This window comes from Dactylosporangium sp. CA-233914 (assembly GCF_050942935.1).
GTDB lineage: Bacteria > Actinomycetota > Actinomycetes > Mycobacteriales > Micromonosporaceae > Dactylosporangium.
Genome location: NZ_CP192030.1, coordinates 8,906,681 through 8,929,710 on the forward strand (window position 1 = coordinate 8,906,681; position 23,030 = coordinate 8,929,710).

Consider the following 23,030-nt stretch of genomic DNA (forward strand, 5'->3'; position numbering starts at 1 on the left):
TCCCGCACCTCACGACGCCGCCGCCTCGACATCCGCCACGTCTGACGGCCCGGCACTCCCCGCATCCGAGAACCCGGAGTCCCCTACGCTCAGCGCTCAGGCGTCCCCCGCACCCGACGCCTCAACGCCCGGTGCATCCGACAGCCCGACGTCACCCACACCCGACGACCCTGCATCGCTCGCGTCCGGAGGCCAGCCGTCCTCCGCACCCGACACCTCGACGTCCGCCGGATCCGACAGCCCCACATCAACCGCACCCGACGGCCTGGCATCGCCTGCGTCCGTAGAGCCGCCGGCCGGTGATCCTGCCCCTGCCCCCGCCCAGCGTTCCCGCTCCCGGTCGCGCTCCGGCCGCGACCGCGCCCGGCGCCGAGCCGTGCGAGCCCACGCCGCCCAGACCGGCGTCCCGTACTCGATCGCGGCCCGCCAACTGGCGGCCGCCGGCCTCTCCCCCGGCGAGACCTTGGCCAACACCGGCCGCACCGTGTATCCGGTGGCCCTCGCCCGGGGCCGCTGGAGCATCCTCGGCCGCGAAGAGCGCACGCCGGAGGACAAGCTGGCCGCCACCCGCACGGCCGCCCGCCTCCCCGCCGGCCGCGCCCGCCATCTGACCGACCGCTTCCCGCCCGGCGAGTTCAAGGAGCTGGACTTCTACGGCGGCGACCTACGCCCGGAGCTCCTCGCGATGGTGTACCTGGTCGTGGCCCACGAGGCCCCCGGCCTGATCCCCGCCCCGCTGGACCTGGCCTGGACCGCCGAGCTGGGCGAGGAGACGGCCGTCGACACCACCTGCGCCGACGTCGACCGAGCCGCCCGCACGTTCCTCACGGCCCGGGCCGCCGCCCGCTGGCACCGCATCGACGCCGCCCTGGCCGCGGCCCAGCACCATCCCGAGCCGGCCACCCGCCACGCCGCCGACCTGCTGACCCTGGCCCACCGCCGCTTGTGCACCCCGACGGAGGACCCGGCCGGCGACCCACGGATTCCGCCGGCCCCCTGGCCGGGCGTACGCCAAACCCTCGACGCCCTGCTCGTCATCGCCGAGGACGGCCATGCCCCCGGCACACGGGTGCGCCAGCCGGGCAAGGGCCCCCGCCGCGAGGGCACGGTCCTGGGCGCTCACTGGTTCACCACCGGCGGCCCGATCGCGTACGACATCAGGCTCGACGACGACCCCTCGACCCGCACGGTGCTCCCCTCGGAGATCGTCGTTCTCCCGACCCAGGAGTCCGACGCTCCCGCCCTGACCTACTGACCCGACCTGATGCCCACGTTCCGCGACCCAGGCCTGCGGGCGGTGACCACGGACGCCCCGCAGGAGGCCGGGCGCGCGCCCGAAGGGCTGCGTCAACGGCCTCCGCACCGCTGCGCCCTGAGCTCGTCGCCGCAGGAGAGCCGCCAACGGGCGACAGCAAGCGACGCCCGACGCGAGGATGCGAGTGGGGCGGCGGCGTCGGCCTGCACGACAACATTCGGAGGCCGCAAGGAGCAGACCGGCCACCGTGAGCCGCACCCGGCACGAGGCGCCACCGAGCGCCGCGGACGTCGGGGCCAGCCTGCACGGCATGCCGCCGAGGGCTCGCCGCCGAGAGCCCGCGGCTGGAAACCCGCCGTCGAGAGCCCGCGGCCGCCGGAGGGGCCGGGATCGGCGGCCTCATCGACGTATCCGCCGGCGGTCAGGCCGGACACGAGCCGCAGCTGCGGGCAGGCGGGTCGTCGGGGGCGTGCAGATCCCGGCCGTAGAGGGCGGACAGCATCGGCATCGCCCGACCGGCACCGTCAGCGGCCACGGCACCAAGGCACGGACCGCTGCTCCAGCGACGGGGTCAGGGCGTTTGGACTCGGTCGGGTTCGCAGGGCTGGGTGGAGGTGGCGGGCGGTGGTGGGACGGGGGTGGCTGTGATGGTGAACGTCAGGTGGCGGTCGGTGATGGCTGGGCCCGCGGGCTGGGGGTGGGGCGGGGTGTCGACGGTGATGGTGGCGGCCGGGGGCAGGGTGGAGCGGAGCAGTTGGGTGGAGAGTTCGGTCTCCAGTTCGCGTTGGATGGCTCGGCGGACCGGGCGTGCGCCCAGAGTCGGGTCGGCGCCGGCGGCGGCCAGGTGGTGGCGGGCCGAGGCGGTGACCGTGAGCGTTATGCCTCGGGACTGTAGCTCCGCGATCAGGCGGGTCAGGTGGTGGTCGACGATCTCCAGGAGGTCGGGGGTGGTCAGCGGGTGAAAGACCAGGACCTCGTCGATGCGGTTGAGGAACTCGGGGCGGAAATGGCGTCGCAGGTCCCGAGCGTAGGCGGGATCGGGAGACCCCGGCATGAGAGATCTCGGCCCTTGCGACCCGAACGCAGCAGACCCGGAGGAGGAAGAGCCGGACGCAGCAGACCCAGACGAGGAAGAGCCCGACGCAGCAGGCCCAGACGAGGAGGAAGAGCCGGACGCAGCAGACCCGGAGGAGGAAGAGCCGGACGCAGCAGACCTGGACGAAGAAGAGCCGTGCGCGGCAGGCCCGGAGGCGGAAGAGCTGGGCGTGGGAGAGCCGGGGGTGGGAGACGTAGGCGCAGGAAGCCCCGACGTGGGAGAGGCAGGCACAGTAGAACCCGACGCGGGAGACACGGGCACAGCAGAACCCGACGCGGGAGACACGGGCACAGCAGAACCCGACGCGGGAGACACGGGCACAGCAGAACCCGACGCGGGGGGAGGAGGGTCGGAGCTCGCAGACGTGGGCTTGGGAGGCATGGGGGTGGGAGAGGGCGGGGTGGCGGTGAGGGTGGGGGGTGGGGGGAACGAGGGGGACGGTGGGGGTGGGGCGGTGAAGCCGGCTGGGGAAGTGGGGGTGCCCAGGTTTGTTGTCAGGATCAGGATTGTGTGGCGGAAGTCGGCGCGGCGGCCCTGGGCGTCGGTCAGGTGGCCGTCTTCCAGGATCTGTAGCAGGGCGTTGAAGACGTCTGGGTGGGCTTTTTCGATCTCGTCGAAGAGGATGACCGAGAACGGGCGGCGGCGGACGCGTTCGGTCAGCTGGCCGCCGTCGTCGTGGCCGACGTAGCCGGGTGGGGCGCCGACCAGGCGGGAGACCGTGTGGTGGTCGTGATACTCCGACATGTCGAGCTGGATCAGGGCCTCCTCGGTGCCGAACAGGTGCTCGGCCAGGGCCTTGGCCAGCGAGGACTTTCCGACGCCCGACGGGCCCGCGAAGATGAACGACGCCGTGGGGCGCCTGGGGTCGGACAGGCCGGTGCGGGAGCGGCGGATCGCCTCGGCCACCGCGCGGACCGCGTGGTGCTGGCCGACCACGCGGCGGTGCAGGGACTCCTCCAGAGCCAGCAGCCGCTCGGCCTCGTCCGCCGACAGGGTGCCGACCGGGATGCCGGTCCAGGCGGCCAGCACCTCGGCGATGCGGTCCCGGTCGACAACGGCGGCCGGGGAGGAGGAGGAAGAGGAGGAGGAGGCAACGGCGGAGGGGGACGCGAGGGCGGTGCGGGCGCCGGACTCGTCCAGCAGGTCGATCGCCTTGTCGGGCAGGCGGCGGTCCGGGACGTAACGGTCCGACAGGGTGACCGCGGCCCGCAGCGCCGCCTCGGTGTAGGTCACGCCGTGGTGGGACTCGTAGCCGGCGCGCAGGCCCCGCAGGATGGCGAGGGTCTCCTCCGGCGACGGCGGCTCGACCACGACCGGCTGGAAGCGGCGGTCCAGCGCGCCGTCGCGGCTGATGTAGCGGCGATACTCCTCCGTCGTCGTGGCGCCGATGGTCCGCAGCTCGCCGCGGGCCAGCAGCGGCTTGAGCAGGCTGGCCGCGTCGATCGCGCCCTCGGCGGCGCCGGCGCCGATCAGGGTGTGGATCTCGTCGATGAAGACGATGACGTCGCCGCGGGTGCGGATCTCCTTGAGGACCTTGCGGAGGCGCTCCTCGAAGTCGCCGCGGTAGCGCGAGCCCGCGACCAGGGCGCCGAGGTCGAGCGAGTAGAGCTGGCGGCCGGCCAGCGCGGCGGGCACCGACCCGGCCACGATGCGCTGGGCCAGGCCCTCGACGACGGCGGTCTTGCCGACGCCGGGCTCGCCGGTCAGGATCGGGTTGTTCTTGCGGCGGCAGGACAGGATCTGCACGACCCGCTCGATCTCGCGGTCGCGGCCGATGACCGGGTCCAGGGCGCCGGTGCGGGCCGCCTCGGTGATGTTGTGGCCGAACTGGTCCAGGACAACGCTGCCCTGCGGGGCTTCGGCGAGGGCCGACGGGTGGCCGGTCAGGGCGTCCATGATCTGGGCGCGCATGGCGTTGGGCGAGGCGCCCAGGCGGAGGAGGATCTGCGCGGCGGTGCCCTCGCCCTCGCGGATCAGGCCCAGCAGCACGTGCTCGGTGCAGACGTGGTTGTGGCCCAGGCGCAGCGACTCGCGCAGGGCCAGCTCGAGGATCTTCTTGGCGCGCGGGGTGAACGGGATGTGGCCGGTCGGGGCGTGGGCGCCGACGCCGACGATGTCCTCGACCTCGCGGCGGGCGGCGTCGAGGGTCACGCCGAGGACGCGCAGGGCGGCGCCGGCCACGCCCTCACCCTCCATCAGCAGGCCGAGCAGCAGGTGCTCGGAGCCGAGGTAGTTGTGGTTGAGGGTGCGGGCGGACTCCTGGGCCAGCACGACGACGCGGCGGGCACGGTCCGTGAAACGCTCGAACATGGGGCATCGACGCCTTCCGGCGGGCGCCAGCCCAGCACCCGCCCTCGCGGTGAAGGGAGGATGCGCTGAGTCGAGGCCTCTTGGTCACCAGCGGTGACGCGGGCAGGCGCACTGCCCGAGAACGAAGATATCGCACACGCACGCCCACACCATTCCGCCGAGAGCGAAGCGAGGTGGTACAAGAAGGCGGTGACGGCAACGACGCTGTTCCAGCGCACCGCGGGCCCCCTCGGTGCGCCCTTCCTGCTGCTCGGCGGCTCGCTGGGCAGCAACCTCGACATGTGGCGCCCCCAGCTGCCCCGCTTCGGCGACCGCCTGCGGGTGGTCCGCTTCGACCACCGTGGCCACGGCGCCTCCCCGGTCCCGCAGGGCCCGTACCGCATCGAGGACCTCGGCCGCGACGTGCTCGCCCTGCTCGACCGCCTCGGCATCGAGCGGACCTCGTACTGCGGCCTGTCCCTGGGCGGCATGGTCGGCATGTGGCTGGCGGCGAACGCGCCGCAGCGCATCGAGCGCCTGGTGCTCATCTGCACCTCGGCCCACCTGCCGCCCTCCGACGGCTGGCTGGACCGGGCCCGGCAGGTGCGCGCGGGCGGGATGCAGCCGGTCGCCGACGCGGTGCTCGGCCGCTGGTTCACCCCGCGCTACCGGGCCGCGCTTCCGACGAGGATGACCTCGTACCGAGCGATGATCGCGGCCTGCCCGGCCGAGGGCTACGCGGCCGGATGCGAGGCGATCGCGGCGATGGACCTGCGCGAGGACCTGGCCCGCATCGCCGCCCCGACGCTGGTCATCGCCGGGGCCGACGATCCGGCCACCCCGCCGGAGCACGGCGAGCTGATCCATCGCAGGATCAGGAACAGCCGGCTGGTCGTGGTGCCGAACGCCGCCCATCTGGCCAACGTCGAGCAGCCGGACACGATCAGCCAGCTGATCAGCGATCACGTGACGGACTGATACACCGCCAGGGTCCGGTCGGCGATCGCCGCCCACGAGAAGTGATCCACGGCCCGCTGCCGCCCGGCGCGGCCCAGCGCCGCCGCCCGGGCCGGGTCCTCCAGCAGGGTCCGCATCGCGCCGGCGAGGTCGGCGACGAACCGGTCCGGGTCCAGCGGAGTGCCGGAGCCGTCGCCGATCTGCTCGATCGGCACGAGCAGCCCGGTCTCGTGGTCGGCGACGACCTCGGGGATGCCGCCGGTCGCGGTCGCCACGACCGCGGTCTGGCACGCCATCGCCTCGAGGTTGACGATGCCCATCGGCTCGTAGATCGACGGGCAGACGAAGAGGGTGGCGTGGGTCAGCACCTGGATGACCTCGCGCTTGGGCAGCATCTCCTGCACCCAGACCACGCCGGTGCGGGTCGCCCGCAGCTCGTCGGCGAGCGCGGTGACCTCGGCGGCGATCTCGGGGGTGTCGGGGGCGCCGGCCAGCAGGACCAACTGCGTGTCCTGCGGCAGGGAGCGGGCGGCCCTGAGCAGGTACGGCAACCCCTTCTGCCGCGTGATCCGCCCGACGTAGACGACGCTGGGGCGCAGCGGGTCGACGCCGAGGCGCTCCAGCACGTCGGTGGCGGGGTCGGGCGAGTACTGCTCGGTGTCGATGCCGTTGTAGACGACGTGCACCTTGTCGGGGTCGACGGACGGGTAGGCGCGCAGCACGTCGGCCTTCATCCCGGCCGAGACGGCGATGACGGCGTCGGCGGCCTCGATCGCGGTCCGCTCGCACCAGGACGAGAGCGCGTAGCCGCCGCCGAGCTGCTCGGCCTTCCACGGCCGCAGCGGCTCGAGGCTGTGCGTGGTGACCACGTGCGGCACGCCGTGCAGCAGCTTCGCGACGTGGCCGGCGAGGTTGGCATACCACGTGTGGCTGTGCACGATGTCGGTCCCCGCACAGCCGGCGGCCATCTCCAGGTCGACGCCCATGGTGCGCAGGGCGGCGTTGGCCCCGGCGAGCCCGGCCGGATCGGCGTAACCGGTCACGCCGGCCTCGCCGCGCGGCGCCCCGAAACAGTGCACACGCACGTCGAGCGCCGCGGATCGCAGGTTGCGCAACTCGCGGGCGAGGTACTCCAGATGCACGCCGGCGCCGCCGTACACATCCGGCGGGTACTCTCGAGTGAGCAGATCTACTCGCACGCCCCAAACAGTAATTGCTGATCGTCTGGCGCAACACGCCGGACACGTTTAGCGTCTGGCCCATGGCTGCCAAGAACGTCCTCGCGATCGTCCTCGCCGGAGGCGAGGGCAAGCGGCTGATGCCCTTGACCACGGACCGGGCCAAGCCCGCGGTGCCGTTCGGCGGCATCTACCGCCTGATCGACTTCGTGCTGTCCAACCTGGCCAACGGCGGCTATCTCAAGATGGTCGTGCTCACGCAGTACAAGTCGCACTCGCTGGACCGGCACGTGACGAAGACGTGGCGGATGTCGACGCTGCTGGGCAACTACGTCACGCCGGTGCCCGCGCAGCAGCGCCTCGGGCCGCGCTGGTTCGCCGGGTCCGCCGACGCCATCTACCAGAGCCTGAACCTCATCAACGACGAGCGTCCCGACTACGTCATCGTCTTCGGCGCCGACCACATCTACCGCATGGACCCCGAGCAGATGGTGCGCCAGCACATCGAGACGGGCGCGTTGGCCACCGTCGCCGGCATCCGCCAGCCGCTGTCCAGCGCCGACCAGTTCGGCGTGATCGAGGTCGGCCCGGGCGGGCGGGAGATCAGCGCGTTCCGGGAGAAGCCCAAGGACGCCCGGGGGCTGCCGGACTCCCCCGGCGAGATCTTCGCCTCGATGGGCAACTACGTGTTCACCACCGACGCGCTCATCGACGCCGTGACCCGCGACGCGCAGGACCCGTCCAGCAAGCACGACATGGGCGGCAACATCATCCCGTACTTCGTGGAGAAGAACGACGCCGCGGTGTACGACTTCAGCACCAACGTGGTCCCGGGCAGCTCGGAACGCGACCGCGGCTACTGGCGCGACGTCGGGACGCTGGACTCGTACTACGAGGCCAACATGGACCTCATCGCGGTGCAGCCGGTCTTCAACCTGTACAACTTCGACTGGCCCATCTACACCGGCAACAGCCCCTGGCCGCCGGCGAAGTTCGTGCACGGCTGGGGCGAGCGGGTCGGCCGGGCGATCGGCTCGGTGATCTCGCCCGGCGCGGTCATCTCCGGCTCGCTGGTGGAGAACTCGGTCGTCTCCCCCAACGTCAAGGTGCACTCATGGGCCCACGTCGAGGGCTCGGTGCTCATGGAGGGCGTGGACATCGGCCGGCACGCCGTCGTCCGCAACGCCATCCTGGACAAGAACGTCGTCGTGCCCGAGGGCGCCGAGATCGGCGTTGACCTCGAGCGTGACCGGCAGCGCTTCACCGTCTCCGAAGGCGGCATCATCGTGGTCGGCAAGGGGCAGCGCGTCGAGCCCTGAGGACTGGCACCGCTTCACCCTGCAGCCGCCGGACGAATTCGATACGGTGAGGATCATGGGCAATCCCCCCGAGGCGCTCAAGACCGAGATCGCGACGACCCAGCCGACCGAGACAGAGATCGCCCTGTCCGAGGAGCCGGTCGCGCCCCAGGAGACGGCCGAGTCGCCGGCGGCTTCCTTCCACGCCCCCGCGGTCGGCGTCGGCCAGCGGTTCCCCATCGAGCAGGTGACCCCGCAGATCGAGGGCGGCCGCTTCGCGGCCAAGGCCGTCGTCGGCGAGGCGGTGCCGGTCTCCGCGGTGTCCTACCGTGAGGGCCACGCGATGATGGGCTGCAACGTGGTGCTCATCGCCCCGGACGGGCAGGAGCGGCCGTTCAACCGGCTGCGGCCCGGGCCGCCCGGCTCCGACACCTGGCTCGGCGAGATCCGGCCGGACGCCGTGGGCGCCTGGCGCTTCGCCGTCGAGGCGTTCAGCGACCCGTATCTGACCTGGCACAGCACCGTGTCGAAGAAGATCGCGGCCGGCCAGGGACTGGAGGACCTCGCCAACGACCTGGCCGAGGGCGCCGCGCTGCTGCGCGAGGCCGCCGAGGGCATGCCGGAGCACGAGCGCGGCCGGGCGCTCGGCGCGGCCGGCGCGCTCGACGACGCCGGCATCCCGCTCTTCGCGCGGGTCTCCCCGGGGCTGGACCTGGGCGACGTGCTCTGGCGGCACCCGCTGCGCCAGCAGGTGACCCGCGGCGAGGCGCTGCCGCTGTGGTGCGACCGGGAGCGGGCGCTGTTCTCGGCGTGGTACGAGTTCTTCCCGCGCTCCGAGGGCGCCGTCGTCGACGAGCACGGCAAGCCGGTCGAGCACGGCACGTTCGCCTCCGCCACCCCGCGCCTGGCCCAGGTCGCGGAGATGGGCTTCGACGTGGTGTACCTTCCGCCGATCCACCCCATCGGCCGGATCAACCGCAAGGGCCCGAACAACACCCTGGTCGCCGGCCCCGACGACGTCGGCTCGCCGTGGGCGATCGGCGCGCAGGAGGGCGGCCACGACGCCATCCACCCGGACCTGGGGACACTTTCGGACTTCCGCGCGTTCGTCGCCGAGGCGCACCGGGCCGGCGTCGAGATCGCCCTGGACCTGGCGCTGCAGTGCGCGCCGGACCACCCGTGGGTCAAGGAGCATCCGGAGTGGTTCACCACGCGCGCCGACGGCAGCGTCGCCTACGCGGAGAACCCGCCCAAGAAGTACCAGGACATCTATCCGCTGAACTTCGACAACGACCCCGAGGGCATCCGGGCCGAGGTGCTGCGGGTGGTCCTGCACTGGGTCGCACAGGGCGTCAGGATCTTCCGGGTCGACAACCCGCACACGAAGCCGGTGGGCTTCTGGCACTGGCTCATCGGCGAGGTCAAGGCGGTCGACCCCGACGTGCTGTTCCTGGCCGAGGCGTTCACCCGGCCGGCGATGATGCACGGGCTGGGCAAGATCGGGTTCACGCAGTCGTACACCTACTTCACCTGGCGCGTGCAGGGCTGGGAGATCCGCGAGTACGTCCAGCAGCTCATCGCCGCCGCGGACTACATGCGGCCCAACTTCTGGCCGAACACGCCGGACATCCTGCCGGAGCACCTGCAGCACGGCGGCCCGCCGATGTTCAAGATCCGCGCGGTGCTCGCCGCCCTGCTGAGCCCGTCCTGGGGCATGTACGCGGGCTTCGAGCTCTTCGAGCACCTGCCGCGGCCGGGCGCCGAGGAGTACCTGGACAACGAGAAGTACCAGCTGCGCCCGCGCGACTGGGCCACCGCCGAGCTGGACGGCGAGTCGCTCGCGCCCTACCTGCGCCGGCTCAACACCGTGCGGCGGGAGCACCGGGCGCTGCAGCGGCTGCGCAACACGGTCTTCCACGGCATCGACAACGACCAGGTCCTGTGCTGGTCCAAGCGCGACCCGGAGACCGACGACACCGTGCTGGTCGTCGTGTCCCTGGATTCGCACAACGTGCAGTGGGGTAACACGACCCTGGACATGCCCGCGCTGGGCTTCGACTGGCATGAGCGCTTCACGGTGCGCGACGAGATGACCGGCGCGACGTTCGACTGGGGACAGCACAACGCGGTCCGGCTCGACCCCTACTACGAGCCGGCACACGTGTTCACGGTGCATCGCCACCGGTGACGGTGGTGGTGGCAAGGCAGGCAGGTGGGTAGAGCATGAGCGACGCAGTCGAGCACCCGTCGTCGAGCGACTTCGGCCAGGCGCGGGTGCTGCCCGCGGAGGAGCGCTGGTTTCAGCGGGCCGTGTTCTACGAGGTGCTGGTCCGCGCCTTCGCCGACTCCAACGCGGACGGCGGCGGTGACCTCAAGGGGCTCATCGGCCAGCTCGACTATCTGCAGTGGCTCGGCGTCGACTGCCTGTGGCTGCCCCCCTTCTACGACTCGCCGCTGCGCGACGGCGGGTACGACATCCGTGACTTCTACAAGGTCCTGCCGGAGTTCGGCACCGTCGAGGACTTCGTCGACCTGCTCGACGCGGCGCACAAGCGCGGCATCCGGGTCATCACCGACCTGGTCATGAACCACACCTCCGACTCCCACCAGTGGTTCCAGGAGTCGCGGCGCGACCCCGGCGGCCCGTACGGCGACTACTACGTCTGGTCCGACACCGACAAGGCCTACAGCGACGCCCGGATCATCTTCGTCGACACCGAGGAGTCGAACTGGACCTTCGACCCGGTGCGGCGGCAGTTCTTCTGGCACCGGTTCTTCTCCCACCAGCCGGACCTCAACTACGCCAACCCCGAGGTCCAGCGCGAGATGATCGACGTGCTGCGGTTCTGGCTGGACCTGGGCATCGACGGGTTCCGGCTCGACGCGGTGCCGTACCTGTTCGAGTCCGAGGGCACCAACTGCGAGAACCTGCCCGAGACCCACGAGTTCCTGCGCCGCTGCCGCAAGGTCGTCGACGACGAGTACCCGGGCCGGGTCCTGCTCGCCGAGGCCAACCAGTGGCCGGCCGACGTCGTGGAGTACTTCGGCGAGGGCGACGAGTGCCACATGGCCTTCCACTTCCCGCTGATGCCGCGCATCTTCATGGCCGTGCGCCGCGAGTCACGCTTCCCGATCTCGGAGATCCTGGCGCACACCCCGCAGATCCCGGCCAACTGCCAGTGGGGCATCTTCCTGCGCAACCACGACGAGCTGACCCTGGAGATGGTCACCGACGAGGAGCGCGACTACATGTACGCGGAGTACGCCAAGGACCCGCGGATGCGCGCCAACGTGGGCATCCGGCGCCGGCTCGCCCCGCTGCTGGAGAACGACCGCAACCAGATCGAGCTGTTCACCGCGCTGCTGCTGTCGCTGCCGGGCTCGCCGGTGCTGTACTACGGCGACGAGATCGCCATGGGCGACAACATCTGGCTCGGCGACCGCGACGGGGTACGCACCCCGATGCAGTGGACGCCGGACCGCAACGCGGGCTTCTCCCAGGCCAACCCGGGCCGGCTCTACCTGCCGGTGATCCAGGACCACGTCTACGGCTACCAGGCGGTCAACGTGGAGGCGCAGAAGGAGAGCTCGACCTCGGTGCTGAACTGGACCCGCACCATGCTGCAGGTCCGCCGCCGCCACGAGGCTTTCGCCGCCGGCGAGTTCCGCGAGCTGGGCGGCTCGAACCCGTCCATCCTGGCGTTCGTACGCGTGCACGGCGACGACGTCGTGCTGTGTGTCAACAACCTGTCCCGCTTCCCGCAGCCGATCGAGCTGAACCTGCAGAACTGGGCCGGGTACACGCCGATCGAGCTCACCGGGCACGTCCAGTTCCCGGCCATCGGCCAGCTGCCGTATCTGCTGACCCTGCCGGGGCACGGTTTCTACTGGTTCGGGCTGAGCGCGCCGGTAGAGCAGAGTTAGAGGAGAGCCATGACTTCTCTGCCGTACCAGGACTGGCTGCCGCATCAGCGGTGGTACGCGGGGCGGACCCGCACCCTCAACGGGGTCGAGACCGCCGGCGTCACACACCTGCCCGACGGGCTCGACCACGTGTTACTGGACGCACACTTCGAAGACGGTGACTCGGAGCGGTACCAGGTCTTCGTCGGCTGGAACCTCGACGTGGCCGCGGAGCTGTCCGCGGCCGCCCTGATCGGCGCCGTGGGCGACCGCACCGCCTCCGACGCCCTCTACGACGAGCACTCCGCGCAGCGGATCCTCGCGCTCATCGACACCGGCGCCGTCGTCGACGGGGTCCGGTTCGTGCCCGAGCCCGGGGTGGCGCTGCCGGTGGACGCGCCCGCCCGCATCGGCGGCGCCGAGCAGAGCAACACCAGCGTGGTCTTCGACAGCGCCGCGATCCTCAAGGTGTTCCGCCGCGTCACCGCCGGCGTCAACCCGGACCTGGAGCTCAACCGGGTCCTGGCCCGCGCCGGCTGCCCCAACGTGGCCCGGCTGCTCGGCGCGATCGAGAGCGACACCGCCGACGGCGAGCACCTGGCGCTGGCGATGGTGACCGAGTACGCGCAGAACTCCGCCGAGGGCTGGGCGATGGCCGCCACCAGCGCTCGCGACCTGTTCGCCGAACACGACCTCAACCCCGACGAGGTCGGCGGGGACTTCGCCAGCGAGTCCGCGCGGCTGGGCGAGGCGGTCGCGCACGTGCACCGCACCCTCGCCGCGGAGCTGGGCACGCAGGCCACTCCCCCGCCGACCGAGGCGATGCTGGCCCGCCTCGACAGCGCCGTGCGGATCGTCCCCGACCTCGCCGGGATGGCCGGCGAGATCGCGGTGATGTTGCGGGCGGTGGGCGGGCAGCCGGTGCGCACCCAGCGCATCCACGGGGACCTGCACCTCGGGCAGGTGCTGCGCACGCCCGAGTCGTGGCTGCTCATCGACTTCGAGGGCGAGCCCGGCGTGCCGGTGCAGGAGCGAAGGAAGCCGGATTCCGTACTGCGTGACGTCGCCGGCATGCTGCGCTCGTACGAGTACGCCGCCTACCAGCTGCTGCTCGGCCAGGCCGACGACGAGCAGCTCGTGCGCCGGGCCCGGCAGTGGGTGGACCGTAACCGCAACGCATTCTGCGACGGCTATGCTGCCGCCGCCGGATACGACCCGCGCGACGACACCGCGCTGCTGCGCGCCTACGAGCTGGACAAGGCGGTCTACGAGAGCGCGTACGAGGCGCGGTACCGGCCGGGCTGGCTGCAGATCCCGCTGCAGTCGATCGAGCGCATGGTGAACGGTTCCGACCTGACGACAAGGTGAGCACCTCTATGAATCTCGACGACCTCATCGCCGGACGGGCCCACGACCCGCACGGCATCCTCGGCGCCCACCCCGGCACGGACACCACCGTCATCCGGGCGCTGCGCCGCGGTGCCGGCGAGGTGGCGGTGATCGTCGACGGCGACCGTTACCCGATGAACCAGGTGCACGGCGACGGCGTGTTCGAGGCCGAGGTGCCCGGGATCGTCCACGACTACCGCCTCGACACCGACGGCACGCTCGCCGACGACCCCTACCGGCACCTGCCGACCCTCGGCGAGCTCGACCTGCACCTCATCCAGGAGGGGCGCCACGAGCGGCTCTGGAGCGTCCTCGGCGCCCAGGTCCGCGAGGACGGCGTCGCGTTCGCCGTGTGGGCGCCCAACGCCCGGGGCGTGCGGGTCGTCGGTGACTTCACCGGCTGGGACGCGCACGACGGGCTGCCGATGCGCTCGCTGGGCGGCAGCGGCGTGTGGGAGCTGTACGTGCCGGGGGCGAAGGCCGGGCAGAAGTACAAGTTCCGCCTGCTGACCCCGGACAGCGACTGGGTCGAGAAGGCCGACCCGCTGGCCCAGCACACCGAGACCCCGCCGGCCACCGCGAGCGTCATCTACCGCTCCGGCTACGAATGGAAGGACGGCGACTGGGTCGCGGCCCGGGCCGAGCGGCGCAGGCACCAGGAGCCGGTCAGCATCTACGAGGTGCACCTCGGCTCGTGGCGGCCCGGGCTGTCCTATGCGGAGCTCGCCGACCAGCTGACCGAGTACGTCACCGACCTCGGCTTCACCCACGTGGAGTTCCTGCCGGTGATGGAGCACCCGTTCGGCGGCTCGTGGGGCTACCAGGTCACCGGCTACTACGCCCCGACCGCGCGCTTCGGCTCGCCGGACGAGTTCCGCCACCTCGTCGACCGGCTCCACCAGGCCGGCATCGGCGTGATCCTGGACTGGGTGCCGGCGCACTTCCCGAAGGACTCCTGGGCGCTGGCGCGCTTCGACGGCACGCCGCTGTACGAGCACGGCGACTGGCGCCGCGGCGAGCACCCGGACTGGGGCACGCTCATCTTCGACTTCGGCCGCAAGGAGGTGCGCAACTTCCTGGTCGCCAACGCGCTGTACTGGTGCGAGGAGTTCCACGCCGACGCACTGCGGGTGGACGCGGTCGCCTCGATGCTGTACCTCGACTACTCCCGCGAGCACGGGCAGTGGGCGCCGAACCAGTACGGCGGCCGGGAGAACCTCGACGCGATCTCCTTCCTGCAGGAGGCGAACGCGACCGTCTACAAGCACCACCCCGGCATCATGATGATCGCCGAGGAGTCGACCGCCTGGCTGGGCGTGACCCGCCCGACCGACTCCGGCGGCCTGGGCTTCGGCTTCAAGTGGAACATGGGCTGGATGCACGACACGCTGACGTACGTCGGCAAGGACCCGATCTACCGCCAGTACCACCACAACCAGATGACGTTCGCCACGGTCTACGCGTGGAGCGAGAACTACGTCCTGCCGATCAGCCACGACGAGGTCGTGCACGGCAAGGGCTCGCTGGTCGGCAAGATGCCGGGCGACCTGTGGAAGAAGGTCGCCAACGCGCGGGCGCTGCTGGCCTACATGTGGTCCTTCCCCGGCAAGCAGCTGCTGTTCATGGGCTGTGAGCTCGGCGACGAGCAGGAGTGGAGCGAGGAGCGGGGCCTGAACTGGGGCCTGCTGCAGGACCCGATGCGCGCCGGCCTGTCCCGGCTCGTGCGGGACCTCAACGCCACCTACCGGCAGACCCCGGCCCTGTGGAGCCAGGACATCACGCCGGACGGGTTCCGCTGGATCAACAACGAGGACTCCGGCGGCAACGTCTTCTCCTACCTGCGCTGGGGCACCGACGGGTCGGTCGTCGCGGTCGTCGTGAACTTCGCGGCGCACCCGCACGAGGGGTACCGCATCGGCCTGCCCTTCACCGGGCACTGGTCGGAGATCCTCAACACCGACGCCGACGTCTACGGCGGGTCGGGTGTGGGGAACATGGGCGCGGTCGAGGCCACGGGCCAGCCGCACAACGGCCTGCCGGCCTCCGTCGTGCTGCGGGTCCCACCCCTCGGCGCGCTGTGGTTGAAGCTCGGCTAACTTCTCTTTCATGAGCGTCGACTTCCGCGACACCATCACCATCGGGGCTCCGGCCACCGTGGCCGGCGAGATCATGAAGGCGGTTCAGGAGTGGCCCTCCTGGACCGCCTCGGTGTCCCGGGTGGAGCGCCCGGGCACGGGCCCGCTGGCCGTCGGCGAGACCGTCGTCGTCGAGCAGCCCAAGCTGCGCCCCGCGACCTGGACCGTCACGAAGGTCGACGCGCACGGCTTCGAGTGGGCCTCCGCGTCGGTGCCGGGCGTGCGCAACGTGGGCGGGCACTGGGCGATCGACAACGGTGACGGCACGTGCACGGCCGAGCTGACCCTGTCCTTCGCCGGCCCGCTGGCCCGCGTGATCACCCTGTTCTACTCGAAGCTGATCCGCGCCTACATCCGCATGGAGGCCGAGGGCCTGCGCACGGCCGCGGAGGCGCGCGCTCAGGAGCGGTGACGCGGCAGGTTCAGCAGCAGGTTGTAGTCGTACACCAGGATCGTCCACCGCTGCAGGTCCACCTGCTGGATCGGGGCGCCGAAGCGCAGCACGACCCCGCTGAGCGTGCCGTACACCTCCAGGCTCCGGTCGACGATGATGAACCGGGCGTCGTGGCGGCGCGGGTCGAACGAGTCCGCGCGCGACTCCCAGTGGAAGGCCCGCGGGACCTGGTCGACGACCGGGGCGACCGTGACCCGGCCGTCGGTCACCACGGTCACGGTGTGGGAGGCCCAGTAGGCGCCGAGGCCGTACTTCAGCCCGTGCGCCTCCAGCCAGTGCGCCGCCTCGGTCGCCTCGGCCGGGGCGGGCCGGGCCGTCGCGGCCTGGACCGTGAACCCCGTCACCAGCACCGCGGCCAGCACCGCCGCGACCGCCTTGCGGGCCCGGCTGCGGTCGAGCGCGGCCCGGTCGCCGAAGACCCGCGCGGCCAGCACCGCGCCGAACGGCAGCACCGCGACCACCTGGCGGGCGCTGGCCATGTCGGCGGCCTGGGTCGAGGCGACGAACGCGGCCGCGTTCACGGCGACGCCGATGGCCAGCCACTGCGCGACCCGGTCGTCCGGGCCGGTCCCGGTGAAGATCCGGGTGATCGTGACGATCGTCGCGGCCAGCGCCACCAGCATCAGCAGCAGGTTCACCGCGCCGGCGGCGTAGTTGACCGCCGTGAGCGCCGCGCCGTGGTCGTTGAGGAAGGGGAAGTAGGCGCCGTAGTCGACCGCCGTCGTGCGGGCCAGCATGAGCAGGTGGCCGGGGACCTCGGCGAGCGTGGTGAACTCGGCGATCGGCTGGTGTACCCGGTATCCGCCGAAGAATCCGATCAGGCGGACCGCCGCGTGCGAGATCGCGACCGACGCCACGGCGGCGACCAGCAGGTGCGCGTCGATGCCCGACTTTTCGGACTTCCGCACATAGGCCGCGATGAGCCGGACTATCGCGAGCGTGGCCAGGGGCAGCGCGCCGATGTACATCGCGAGCGGGTCGCCGAGCTGCGCCACCGCGAGCACCGCGGTCACGGCCACGGGCCACCACCGGCGCAGCGCCGCGCGGCGGTCGATGAGCAGCGCGGTGAGCAGCAGCGGAACCCCGGTGCCGGTGTGGTCGGGGACGTTGAGCACGATCGCCCACCCGGCGTGCGGCTCGGGCACGAGCATGACCGCCACGACGATCCCGACCCGGACCCAGGCCGCCCGCCCGGTCGCGTCCCCGCGCGCCACGAGCGCCGCGAAGACGATGAGCAGCACGTAGGTGATGGCCGCCGCGACGTGCACGACGTCGTGGTTCAGGCCGTAGAAGAGCTCGATCAGCGCGTACTGCACCAGCTCCGTCGGGTAGAACGACACGTCGCTGAGCGTCCAGCCGGACAGTCCCACGTTGCCGTGCAGCATGTCCCACGCCTGCAGCGCGTTCGCCGACCCGTCCGCGTTGGTGCCGTTGCCGCGGGCCATGCGCAGGTAACCCAGCAGCATCACGGCGAGCCCGGTGACCACCAGCCCGGCGGTGGCGACCCGCCCCCGCCCCCGCGGCGGGGCGACGGTCGTGCCTGGCGCGGCCCGCTGCGGGGAAATGACGGCGGTCGCTGTGTTCGTCAGTTCGGCGGCGCTCGGCGTCGGACTCACCCGCGCCATTCTGGGGCACATCCACAGTCGGGCATTCGTCACAGTCCGATCCGCGACAGAACCGACTCCAAGGCAACCTTGAGCAACTCTTGAGACGTCGGTACCGCTACGGTTCACCCGCCGCTGCGACCCTGGGCATCGATGCAGCCCGCCTTCCGCGACCATCTGGCAACGGCGTCCCGCACCGCGGCGACGCTGCACCGGCGCGTGCGAGCCCTGGACCCGGACCTCCCGGGCGTGGCCGACCTGCGCACCTGCGCCGAGAACGCGGACCGGGCCCTGGCCCGCGCCGCCCGGTTCCGCCCCCACCCGCCCTGGCGCGACCCGGCCTGGTTCACGGTGTCGGTCCTGACCACGTGGGCCCTGGGCGCACTGGTGTCGATGTGGGTGACGCTGACCCTGCCGCTGCAGATCCTGGCGGCACTGATCGTGATCATCCTCGTCGGCGTCCCCGGCGTCGTGTCGAAGCTTCGCGCCGAATCCGGGCCCGGCTGCGACCCGGCCGACCTCGAGGGCACGATCCCCGAGCTCCTGGCCGCCGCCCGCCGCGAGACCGCCGCGGCGGCCCTGGCCTTCCTCCGGCAGCACCCGTCCCCGCCGACGCTGCCACCGGCGGTGCGGTTCCGCTGGGCCGGGTCCACGCATTGGCAGGCGGCCCTGATCAGCCACGCCGACATCACCCTGCTCACCACCGGGGTGTTCCTGACCCGCACGCCCCTCACGGAGGAACCCGATGCGCCGGCAGCATCTGTCTAGCGGTCCCCTGGCCCACCTCATCGTCCGGCTGAACGACGAGGTGGCGGGGACGATCCGCGAGGTGCAGCTGGCCCGCTGGACGTCCCGGACGCCCGAGGCGTTCGACGACCGCCCCAACGCCCTGGGCAACGCCGGCGCCTACCTGCACGAGGCGGTCATCGCCTGCGGCGACCACATCGATCGCCGCTTCGGCACCGGCACCGGTCGCCGCAGCGTGTACCTGACGGGCGTCTACCTGATCACGCTGACCGCCGCTCTGCTGATCCTCGGCCGCGGCGCGACGGCCCTGCTGATCGCCAACGTGGTGGCGACGCCGGTCTTTTATATCGGCCAACCGGTGCTCCAGCGGATTCGCCGGCGCCGCGAACTGCGCCGCCTGCACCACCCGGCCCGCACGGAGGCCGACCACCTGACGGTCCTCGACATATTGATCGCGGCGGTCGACCCGGAGCATGATCGCCGAGCCCTGGCCCGCCTGCGGGACGCGAGATACTGGCTCTCGCTACACTGAGTGATACAGAAATCACCTCGCGTACCCGCTGCGGGCCTGTCCCCGGTCGGCCCGCTGGCGACCGGCTCGGCGCCCCCGTCCCCGGTGGCCTTCGGGCCGGGCGCCCAGGCGGTGAACTGCGCGACGATTCCGCGCTACGACATGGGCTTCCTGCCGGCCGACGTGGGCGGCGAGCTGATCCCGTTCGGCGTGAACGCCATCACTGACGCCAGCCCCGACGATCGCCCCGCCGCAGGTGCTGACGAAGGACGTGCAGAGCTTCGTCCGGCTGCTCAACAGCCTGCCCGTGCCGCGGCCGGACCGGGCCTGCCTGCGGGGTCTGGTTCCCGGACCAGCTCAGCTTCGTGGTGACCTTCGACCCGGCGACGCGGCGCCGCCCCCTGGTCGTGGTGATCGACCGCAACTGCGCCGCGCTGCACGTGACGGAGAACCTCGCCTCCTACGCCTCGCTGGACCCGATGCCCATCTTCGAGAAGCTGGTCGCCGCCCAGCCTCCGTCCTGAGCATTGGCGGCGCGTCGAGACCGCACCCGGTGCCGATCGGGCGGGGCGGTGTGGTGGACTGGGGTATGCCGAAGAGCCGTGGACGCCCAGCCGGACGGGGCCGGGCGAAACGCCCGCAGCGCGAGGTCCGGGAACTGCGGTTGTCGGATCGCCTGCTGCGCGACGCCGCCTCGATCGGGCACGAGGAGCGTGTGCTCGAGGTCGACCGGTGGGCCAGCGGCTGGCTCGGTCAGGCGTGGCTGGCCGCCGGACTCGGCGAGCGGGCGCCGGAGCACCAGCTCTGCCTGGAGGTCGTCGGCCGGGTGTCGGGCCGGCCGTCGGCGCACGGCCTGGCCGCGGTGGCGGCGCTGCGACGCGTCGCGCCACCGGACGAGTGGTCGCTGCTCGACGGCACCATCGAGACCCTGTCGGCTCACCATCCGGTGCCGCCGTGGTTCGACGAGCCCGCGGTCGAGCCGTTGAGGGCGTGGCGGGCGGTGGACGTCTGGGACAGCGAACACGTGCTGTTCGTCGAGTATGCCGGTCCGGTTCCGCACACGCTGATGGCGCAGATCCCGCTCGCCGGGGGTGTGCTGGTCGAGTGCCTCGCACTGCTCGATCCGCGCGCCGCCGCGTCCTGGGAAGAGCTCCGGGAGCCCGGCGAGGCGCCGATGCCGCTCGTCGAGAGCCCGGTCGGTGAGGTGCTCGCGGAATTGGCCGACGCCCTGCGCACGACGGACATGACCCTGCCCCGGCAGGACGACGAGGACTTCGTCGACCTGCGGGCGCTGGCCTGGGCACGGTGCCGGTCGCACCTTCCCGGCTGGCCCGAGCACACACCATCGGGTGACGCCGAGCGCGACCGGCTCCTGGACGACTTCATGGCCCGGCCGGCCGACGGACCGGTTGACGATTCGGCCGTGCGGTCGCTGGCCGAGCTGTTCCTCGACTACGGCGAGGGCTACCTGGTCAGCGGCCCGTTGTGCTGGAGCCCCGGCTCGGTCGGGCTGTTCCTCGCCGACTGGCTGCCCCGCAAGGCGGTCCTGGACGCCGAGCAGCGGGCCGCGCTGCCGGAGGCGCTGCGCCGGTGGGTTCGCTTCGCCCTGGACCGCCGCGGTGTCCCGCCCAAGTGGATCGATCCGGTGGTCCAGGCCATCGACGCGTTCGTTCCCGCGTTCACCGAGGCCTTCGACGACACCGCCGCGTGGGGGCCGGCCAAGCAGATCGCCGTGGAGCTGGCCGCCGGCGGCGTCGACCTGTCCGACCGGGACGCGGTCGACGACGCCGTGCGGGCGCACAATGCCGGGCGCCTCGCCCGATACCTCACCGAGCAGTAGCCCGGGCCCGCGCCGGGTCGTGCGGGATCAGCGCACCCGCTCGTATCGCACGGCCAGGTCGTCCTCCCAGGCGCCGCCGTCGCGGGACATCCGGCCCTGGCCCGTCATGCGTCCTCCGCCCAGTCTGGCTCGATGAGGCTTCGCGGTGATCGACCCAGACAAGGCGCCGCTTCGCTCCGGCCGCATGCCATCTGAACTGAGCCCATGATGACCGGCCTCCTCCGCTTCGCTCCGGAACCGGTCATGCCGGCGCCGTCCGCGGCGATCGTGATCACGTTGCGCTGGGCGAAGCCGGCCTCGTCGCGGGCCCAGGTCATCTCGCCCGCCGACATCGTGACGTCGTACTTGCGCGAGACGCCGCGCTCGTCGAACGTCAGCATGAAGTGGGTGCCCGCGGCGTCGTCGCCGCCGAAGACGGCCAGGCCGCCGGGGATCTCGGGCTCGTCCATCGCCGAGCGCATGATGACGAAGGCGCCGTCCTCGTGCCAGGCGAAGCTCGCGCGGCCGTGGAAGGTCGTGCCGGGGACGTACGGGTGCGTGGCCGTCGTGCGCCACTCGCCGCGGATGAAGCTGAATCCGGCCCACGGTCACAGAAACTCGCGGGCGCCGCGCAGGCGAGTGCTCAGCCGGGTCCGGGTCATGGCGCAGTCGAGCTTCACGACGAGGGGGCCGGGCGGGCCGGCCTCGGCCCGCCGCGCCGCCCGCAGGCGAGTGGGGTCCAGGCCGTCGCGGCGCGCGATCAGTACACCCAGCTCGTGGCGGCTGAGCGCGTCCGGGCCCGCCACGTGGTGGATGCCCGAGAACGGGGACGTGGCCAGCTCCAGCAGGGCCGCGGCCAGGTCGGTGACGTGGACCGGGCACCGCACGTCGTCGGTGAACAGTGCACCGTCCACGGCCCCGGACACCAGGTCGTGCACCCTGCGCTCGTGCACCGAGTCGCCGCCGCCGACGATGAGTGACGTCCGGGCGATGACGACCGCCGGGACCAGGCCCTTGACCGCGGTCTCGGCCGCCGCCTTCGCCGCGCCGTACGGTGTCGCCGGGTCCGGTGAGCATCGCTCGTCGTAGGGCTCCGCCCGGCCCCCGAACACCGCGTCGCTCGACACGTGCACGAGGCGCGCGCCGACGTCCGCGACCGCGGCGGCGACATGCGTCGCGCCGTCGGCGGTGGTGGCCCAGTCGTGCTGCGCAAAGGCGGCATTGACGACCACCGCGGGGCGCAGGCGCCGCAGCAGGGTCAGGGTATCGTCGCGGTTGCGGATATCCAGGCTGTACCACCTGACGCCGGGCACGTCCGCCGGGCGCCGGTGGTAGGTCGCGGCGGTGCCCTTGCCCAGCAGCGCCCGGCCGAGCCGACCACTACCGCCGATCACCAGGAGATTCATCGTCGCCACCCCGGAGTCCCTCGGCCGATACTGCCGCCCGGCGGCCGGTTCGGTGGATGCCGGAGCCCAGATGCCTTTGTAGGCTCAACGTTACACAGCGTCCCGCACGGGCCCAGCGGCACCTGGAGGTACAGCCGATGATCAATCTGACCCTCGTGACGGTCCACGGCTTCTGGTCCTCGCCCCAGACCTGGGATCGGCTCACCGCGTCCTGGTCGGCGGACGAGCGCCTGGCGGGCCTGGACATTCACCCGTTCGGATACCGTTCGCCGAAGCGGCCGCGGCTGCCGTTCGCCCCGAGCCGGATCCCGGACTACGACGACATCGCGCAGACCCTGGCCAGCCGATACACCGTCGCGCTCGGCGAGGCAGCGGCGGTCGCGATCGTCACGCACAGCCAGGGCGGCCTGATCGTGCAGCGGTTCCTCGCCTGGATGCTGCAGCAGGGCCGGGGCCGCGAGCTGGACCGGATCGTGTCGGTGGTCATGCTCGCCTGCCCCAACAACGGCTCGGACTACGTCCGGTCGCTGCGGCACGTGCTGGGCTACCGGCGGCATCCGCAGGCGGGCAGCCTCGAGATGCTCAACAAGCAGGTGATGGACACCCAGCGCACGGTGCTGCGGGGGGTCGTCAACGCCGAGCGCACCGACGAGCACCAATGTCGCATACCGCTGCACGTCTATGCCGGCGACAGTGACCGGATCGTCCTGCCGGCCTCGGCCCAGGCCGCGTTTCCGGGCGCGTCGACGATCGCCGGCAGCCATTCGTCGATCCTCGACCCGGCGGCGCCGGGCAACACCACCGCCGACGTGGTGCGCCACCACATCCTGGCGGACCTCGTGGCGGCGGCGGCCCGGACGGACAGCGCGGGCGAGTCGCACGGCTCCACGACGGTCGAGGGGCCGGTGGCCGCGAACGGCGACGTGACGCTCAACGGCACCTACGTCGCCGGCCACGACATCACCTTCGGCTGATTGGGAGGCAAGCGA

18 protein-coding genes and 1 pseudogene are annotated in these 23,030 nt (G+C 72.0%); 13 read left to right on the forward strand and 6 right to left on the reverse strand.

Annotation, left to right across the window (positions count from 1 at the left end; all coding sequences use genetic code 11):
- The first annotated feature begins 376 nt into the window (after window positions 1–376).
- Complete coding sequence (locus tag ACQPY0_RS39830) at window positions 377–1,255, forward strand: hypothetical protein (RefSeq protein ID WP_432973138.1); 879 nt, start codon at window positions 377–379, stop codon at window positions 1,253–1,255.
- Between the two features lie 571 nt (window positions 1,256–1,826).
- Here the strand turns inward: ACQPY0_RS39830 and ACQPY0_RS39835 are convergent.
- Together ACQPY0_RS39835 and ACQPY0_RS39840 are read right to left on the reverse strand one after the other, a co-directional pair.
- Window positions 1,827–2,732, reverse strand: coding sequence for a hypothetical protein (locus tag ACQPY0_RS39835; RefSeq protein ID WP_432995552.1), 906 nt, complete (start codon window positions 2,730–2,732; stop codon window positions 1,827–1,829).
- A gap of 96 nt (window positions 2,733–2,828) precedes the next feature.
- A pseudogene (locus ACQPY0_RS39840) lies at window positions 2,829–4,661 on the reverse strand (ATP-dependent Clp protease ATP-binding subunit); the annotation flags it as partial.
- Window positions 4,662–4,850: 189 nt separating this feature from the next.
- On the opposite strand from ACQPY0_RS39840, the gene pcaD reads away from it, so the two are divergent.
- Window positions 4,851–5,618 carry a 3-oxoadipate enol-lactonase gene (gene pcaD, locus ACQPY0_RS39845; protein ID WP_432973140.1) on the forward strand — a complete coding sequence of 256 codons (768 nt, stop codon included), beginning with the start codon at window positions 4,851–4,853 and terminating at the stop codon, window positions 5,616–5,618.
- Here the strand turns inward: pcaD and glgA are convergent.
- Window positions 5,603–6,796, reverse strand: a complete 1,194-nt coding sequence (gene glgA / locus ACQPY0_RS39850) for a glycogen synthase (protein WP_432973143.1) — start codon at window positions 6,794–6,796, stop codon at window positions 5,603–5,605. The two genes, pcaD and glgA, sit on opposite strands and share 16 nt — an antisense overlap.
- Before the next feature lie 62 nt (window positions 6,797–6,858).
- On the opposite strand from glgA, the gene glgC reads away from it, so the two are divergent.
- From glgC to ACQPY0_RS39880, 6 genes are read left to right on the forward strand one after another with little or no spacing between them, the layout of a single operon-like run.
- Window positions 6,859–8,094, forward strand: a complete 1,236-nt coding sequence (gene glgC / locus ACQPY0_RS39855; RefSeq protein ID WP_432973146.1) for a glucose-1-phosphate adenylyltransferase — start codon at window positions 6,859–6,861, stop codon at window positions 8,092–8,094.
- 55 nt (window positions 8,095–8,149) lie between these two features.
- Window positions 8,150–10,261, forward strand: coding sequence for a maltotransferase domain-containing protein (locus ACQPY0_RS39860; RefSeq protein WP_432973149.1), 2,112 nt, complete (start codon window positions 8,150–8,152; stop codon window positions 10,259–10,261).
- Window positions 10,262–10,296: 35 nt separating this feature from the next.
- Window positions 10,297–11,997 (forward strand): maltose alpha-D-glucosyltransferase, encoded by a 1,701-nt coding sequence (gene treS / locus ACQPY0_RS39865; RefSeq protein WP_432973152.1) that lies wholly within the window; start codon window positions 10,297–10,299, stop codon window positions 11,995–11,997.
- 9 nt (window positions 11,998–12,006) lie between these two features.
- The gene (locus ACQPY0_RS39870) at window positions 12,007–13,344 is read left to right on the forward strand and encodes a maltokinase N-terminal cap-like domain-containing protein (RefSeq protein ID WP_432973155.1); all 1,338 of its coding nucleotides are present in this window, start codon (window positions 12,007–12,009) and stop codon (window positions 13,342–13,344) included.
- 8 nt (window positions 13,345–13,352) lie between these two features.
- Window positions 13,353–15,461 (forward strand): 1,4-alpha-glucan branching protein GlgB, encoded by a 2,109-nt coding sequence (gene glgB, locus ACQPY0_RS39875; protein WP_432973158.1) that lies wholly within the window; start codon window positions 13,353–13,355, stop codon window positions 15,459–15,461.
- 10 nt (window positions 15,462–15,471) lie between these two features.
- Window positions 15,472–15,912 (forward strand): SRPBCC family protein, encoded by a 441-nt coding sequence (locus tag ACQPY0_RS39880; protein WP_432973161.1) that lies wholly within the window; start codon window positions 15,472–15,474, stop codon window positions 15,910–15,912.
- Here the strand turns inward: ACQPY0_RS39880 and ACQPY0_RS39885 are convergent.
- Entirely contained in the window at window positions 15,900–17,570 is a 1,671-nt protein-coding gene (locus tag ACQPY0_RS39885) for a hypothetical protein (protein WP_432973164.1), read from the reverse strand. The two genes, ACQPY0_RS39880 and ACQPY0_RS39885, sit on opposite strands and share 13 nt — an antisense overlap.
- A 141-nt stretch (window positions 17,571–17,711) precedes the next feature.
- Here ACQPY0_RS39885 and ACQPY0_RS39890 point away from each other — a divergent pair, with 141 nt between their 5' ends.
- The 4 genes from ACQPY0_RS39890 (at window position 17,712) to ACQPY0_RS39905 (ending at window position 20,656) form a co-directional block, all read left to right on the forward strand.
- On the forward strand, window positions 17,712–18,326 hold the full coding sequence (locus ACQPY0_RS39890; RefSeq protein ID WP_432973167.1) for a hypothetical protein: 615 nt from the start codon (window positions 17,712–17,714) through the stop codon (window positions 18,324–18,326).
- The gene (locus ACQPY0_RS39895; protein ID WP_432973170.1) at window positions 18,304–18,837 is read left to right on the forward strand and encodes a hypothetical protein; all 534 of its coding nucleotides are present in this window, start codon (window positions 18,304–18,306) and stop codon (window positions 18,835–18,837) included. The genes ACQPY0_RS39890 and ACQPY0_RS39895 overlap by 23 nt, the downstream gene beginning before the upstream one ends.
- Window positions 18,838–19,181: 344 nt before the next feature.
- Complete coding sequence (locus tag ACQPY0_RS39900) at window positions 19,182–19,340, forward strand: hypothetical protein (protein ID WP_432973173.1); 159 nt, start codon at window positions 19,182–19,184, stop codon at window positions 19,338–19,340.
- Between the two features lie 65 nt (window positions 19,341–19,405).
- Window positions 19,406–20,656, forward strand: a complete 1,251-nt coding sequence (locus ACQPY0_RS39905; RefSeq protein WP_432973176.1) for a hypothetical protein — start codon at window positions 19,406–19,408, stop codon at window positions 20,654–20,656.
- Between the two features lie 104 nt (window positions 20,657–20,760).
- Here the strand turns inward: ACQPY0_RS39905 and ACQPY0_RS39910 are convergent, their stop codons facing one another.
- Window positions 20,761–21,105 (reverse strand): hypothetical protein, encoded by a 345-nt coding sequence (locus tag ACQPY0_RS39910; RefSeq protein WP_432973179.1) that lies wholly within the window; start codon window positions 21,103–21,105, stop codon window positions 20,761–20,763.
- 138 nt (window positions 21,106–21,243) lie between these two features.
- The gene (locus ACQPY0_RS39915) at window positions 21,244–22,041 is read right to left on the reverse strand and encodes a sugar nucleotide-binding protein (protein ID WP_432973182.1); all 798 of its coding nucleotides are present in this window, start codon (window positions 22,039–22,041) and stop codon (window positions 21,244–21,246) included.
- 137 nt (window positions 22,042–22,178) lie between these two features.
- Here ACQPY0_RS39915 and ACQPY0_RS39920 point away from each other — a divergent pair, with 137 nt between their 5' ends.
- Window positions 22,179–23,015 carry an esterase/lipase family protein gene (locus ACQPY0_RS39920; protein ID WP_432973185.1) on the forward strand — a complete coding sequence of 279 codons (837 nt, stop codon included), beginning with the start codon at window positions 22,179–22,181 and terminating at the stop codon, window positions 23,013–23,015.
- The last annotated feature ends 15 nt before the right edge of the window (window positions 23,016–23,030 follow it).